The sequence below is a fragment of the Protofrankia sp. Cas3 genome (assembly GCF_963555955.1).
In the GTDB taxonomy this organism is placed as follows: Bacteria; Actinomycetota; Actinomycetes; order Frankiales; family Frankiaceae; genus Protofrankia.
The window spans coordinates 1-2890 of sequence record NZ_CAUVXP010000303.1 but is presented as its reverse complement, the minus strand read 5'-3'; the positions used below and the strand labels follow the sequence as shown (position 1 = coordinate 2890).

The 2890-nt window shown below is 67.3% G+C and carries 5 protein-coding genes; 2 read left to right on the top strand and 3 right to left on the bottom strand.

Going from position 1 to position 2890, the window contains the following annotated elements:
* Positions 1 to 75: 75 nt before the first annotated feature.
* Together U9983_RS27465 and U9983_RS27460 are read right to left on the bottom strand one after the other, a co-directional pair.
* Complete coding sequence (locus tag U9983_RS27465; RefSeq protein WP_322756791.1) at positions 76 to 546, bottom strand: NUDIX domain-containing protein; 471 nt, start codon at positions 544 to 546, stop codon at positions 76 to 78.
* A gap of 4 nt (positions 547 to 550) precedes the next feature.
* The gene (locus tag U9983_RS27460; RefSeq protein WP_322756790.1) at positions 551 to 1411 is read right to left on the bottom strand and encodes a helix-turn-helix domain-containing protein; all 861 of its coding nucleotides are present in this window, start codon (positions 1409 to 1411) and stop codon (positions 551 to 553) included.
* 230 nt (positions 1412 to 1641) lie between these two features.
* On the opposite strand from U9983_RS27460, the gene U9983_RS27455 reads away from it, so the two are divergent.
* Positions 1642 to 1932, top strand: coding sequence for a hypothetical protein (locus U9983_RS27455; protein WP_322756789.1), 291 nt, complete (start codon positions 1642 to 1644; stop codon positions 1930 to 1932).
* Positions 1929 to 2132 (top strand): hypothetical protein, encoded by a 204-nt coding sequence (locus tag U9983_RS27450; protein ID WP_322756788.1) that lies wholly within the window; start codon positions 1929 to 1931, stop codon positions 2130 to 2132. The genes U9983_RS27455 and U9983_RS27450 overlap by 4 nt, the downstream gene beginning before the upstream one ends.
* 84 nt (positions 2133 to 2216) lie before the next feature.
* On the opposite strand, the gene U9983_RS27445 is transcribed toward U9983_RS27450, so the two are convergent.
* On the bottom strand, positions 2217 to 2630 hold the full coding sequence (locus U9983_RS27445) for a helix-turn-helix transcriptional regulator (protein ID WP_322756787.1): 414 nt from the start codon (positions 2628 to 2630) through the stop codon (positions 2217 to 2219).
* Positions 2631 to 2890: the final 260 nt, after the last annotated feature.

The following is a 2890-nucleotide window of genomic DNA, read 5'->3' as shown; positions in this document are numbered from 1 at the left end:
GCGGTCGATCGCCCGTGCCCGTCCGGTGCTGGCGGCCTCGATCGATCGGACGTTCACGCGGCTGGCGGCGGCTGGTCAGCCGATGTAGGGCGTGGGTCGGCCTTCGAGGTAGTGATCGATCCGCAGACGCATGGACGGGTGGATGTTCAACGTGTCGAGGTCGCCGGGGGCGACGAACTGGACTTCCTTCGTCTCGCTGCTGGTCCGCAGGGTGCCGCCGAGCATCCGGGTCGTGAAGCACAGCGAGAACTGCTGGCGGACCTCGCCGTCGTCGTAGGCAAGCACATGCCGGGGGTTAGTATACACCCCGATAAGGCCGGTGACCTCGATGTCGATGCCGGTCTCCTCCTTGGTCTCGCGGACGGCGGCGTCCGCGATCGACTCGCCCAGGTCCATTCCGCCGCCGGGCAACGCCCACAGGTCGTTATCGGTCTTGTGGACCATGAGAATACGACCCTGCTCGTCGGTAACCACTGCGGTGACCGACGGGACGACGCTGTTCGCGGCGGGGGCGTTCGGGTCGTTGAAATAGTCGATACGTGCCACGGATCTACCAGGCTCCTTCGGTAACGGCCCAGACCTTCTCGAAACTGGCGGTGTAATGCTCGAACAGGCTCCCCCCGGTGGTCTGACGGAGGTGGAGGACCGGGGAATGCGCGGCGGGCGCGCCGTAGACGTGGGTATTGACGAGCATGTCGGCGTCGAACCGGTAGATCGAGTTGTACAGGGTCGCGGTGTGCAGGCGGACATCGACACCGGGGACGCCCTGGAGCCCGGATAGATAGGTGAGGGTGAGCCGGGTCCGGGCGGCGAGGTTGTCGCCGATGCCTTCTTCTGCTCCACGCAACGCCACCGCGTCGGATGCGGGGTCGCCGAGGGTGTAGCGGATCTTCACGCCACTTTCGGCCTTGCCGCGCAGGAGCGGAACCAGGTCGGCGTGTCCGTCGGGGAGGAACAGGCCGGCGATGACGAGGATGTCGACCGCCTCGCGCGCGCCGCCAAGGAACGCCCGCCACATCTCGCCGGGAACCGCTGTCCGGTTGGGGTAGACCCGCACGATTTCCGGGACCAGATCGGTCGGTCGTGGCCCGTCGGGTACGACCGGGGCGCTTGCCGGCCCGGTTCCGGGTCGTTCCGCCAGGCCCAGGCGGGTACGGGGGATGCCGAGTCCGTCCGCGAGACGTTCGAAGATTTCCAGGCTGGTAACCCGGCGGCGGGCACTCTGAATTTCGCTGATATGCGACTGTGGGATCTCGCAGACCCCGGCGATCTGCGTCTGGGTGGCGCCGGTGTACTTCCGGTAGATCGCAAGAACGGTTGCCATGTCCCGGCCGGTGATGGCCTCGGTCATGTCGGGGCGGTCCCACAGGCCGGCGGGAGCGGGCGGTAAGGGACGACGTTCCGACGCCATGGCTGCCTCCTGACGGTAGGTGCATGACCGTCCGTTCGTTGGCTGGGCACCGTGAGTCTATACGGTAAGTGGATAGATCGTGTGTTTCGGCGTATACGGCCAGCGGCCTTCCGTGACGCCTCCTGCGCCGGCAAGGTCGTCCGCAACCGGCCCGGTCTCGCGTTGCGTCCCATTGCTCCGCGGGGCCGGGTCGGCATCCAACCGACAGCGTGGACGGGATGGTGTGGCCAGTGACGGCAAGCGGCGGATATGCGGGTGACGACGGGGCCGGGGATGGCCGGTTGGCCGTCTTGTACGGGGTGGTGCGTTTCGAGCCGGGGGGCGACCGGCGGGTCCGCGATACGACGATCACGTTTGATTCGCCGGCGGCGGCGGAGCTGTTCGCGGTGGAGAGCGGCTGGCACGACTATCAGGTGTGCCCGCTGTTCTTCTTTGTCGACACTGCCACGGCGCCGGCGGCCGGGCGGATGCTGCTGGGCGCGGCGCTGGCGCGGTCGGTGCGTCAGGCGGGCGGGCGATGATCGGGTCGGAGGAGTACACGGTCACGATCCATCCCGTGGATGGTCCCGCGGACGTGATGCGCGCGTGGGCGGCGCTGCCGGACGGGGTGGGGTTCGCCGAAGCGTTGGGCGATGTTGAGGTGACGCTCGTGTTCCGACCGGTAGGAGCGCTGCTGCCACCGTGGGAGTCGGGCGGGACGCCACCGGTGGTATCCGACTGAGTATTGCCGGCGGCCGGTACAGCGGCGACGCACAGGGGTCAGAGCCCAGCGGGCGGCAACGGTCGTTGCCGGGGTTCTGGCCCCTTACCTGTTGGCCGTGCCCGCGGTGACGAGCTCCTCGACGGCGGTCAGGCGGCGGGTGAGGTCGTCCAGACGCTGTTCGATGCGACTGATACCGGCGAGGATCTCCTGATCGGTGGCGTGGCCGAGGGTATCCGGCACGTGGCTACCGACCAGCACTCGGATCAGATGGTCGTCGGGCCAGTCGAGAGCACGCGCGATTGCGGTCAGGGTGGCGTTCTGGACGCGGCGGGCGTGGCTGCCGTGCTGGACTTGGCGCAGCGTTGCCACCGACACCCCTGATGCGGTCGCGAGGGACTGCTGTCCGATGCGTCGCGCGGCCATGCGGGCGTTCAGCGCGTCGGCGACAGCCTGCCAGTTCTCACCCTCGACCCGGCCGCGCGCAGTGTAGGGCGGGATGCCGTCTTTGTTTGTCACTCGTCAAAAATAGCTTCACAGCAAACGGGTGTCGAGATTCTAGCTGGTGGGTGTATGGATTTCATACGGGCGCGGTATACATAGGCCAGATATCGCTTGGCAAGCGGTTGGTGAGTGGCCCATCGTGGGTGCTGTCCGGAACGCGGCGAGATGCCGGCAACATCCGGACATGATCCCTACGGAGGTGGGTTGCGATGGCGATACCGCGGTGGATTCCGGTGGCGTTTGGGGATGTGTTTCCCCACGGCGCGTTCGTGCTC

Coding starts and splice junctions, on each gene's coding strand:
- U9983_RS27460 (WP_322756790.1), bottom strand. CDS start 1,411: ATGGCGTCGGAACGTCGTCCCTTACCGCCCGCTCCCGCCGGCCTGTGG.
- U9983_RS27450 (WP_322756788.1), top strand. CDS start 1,929: ATGATCGGGTCGGAGGAGTACACGGTCACGATCCATCCCGTGGATGGT.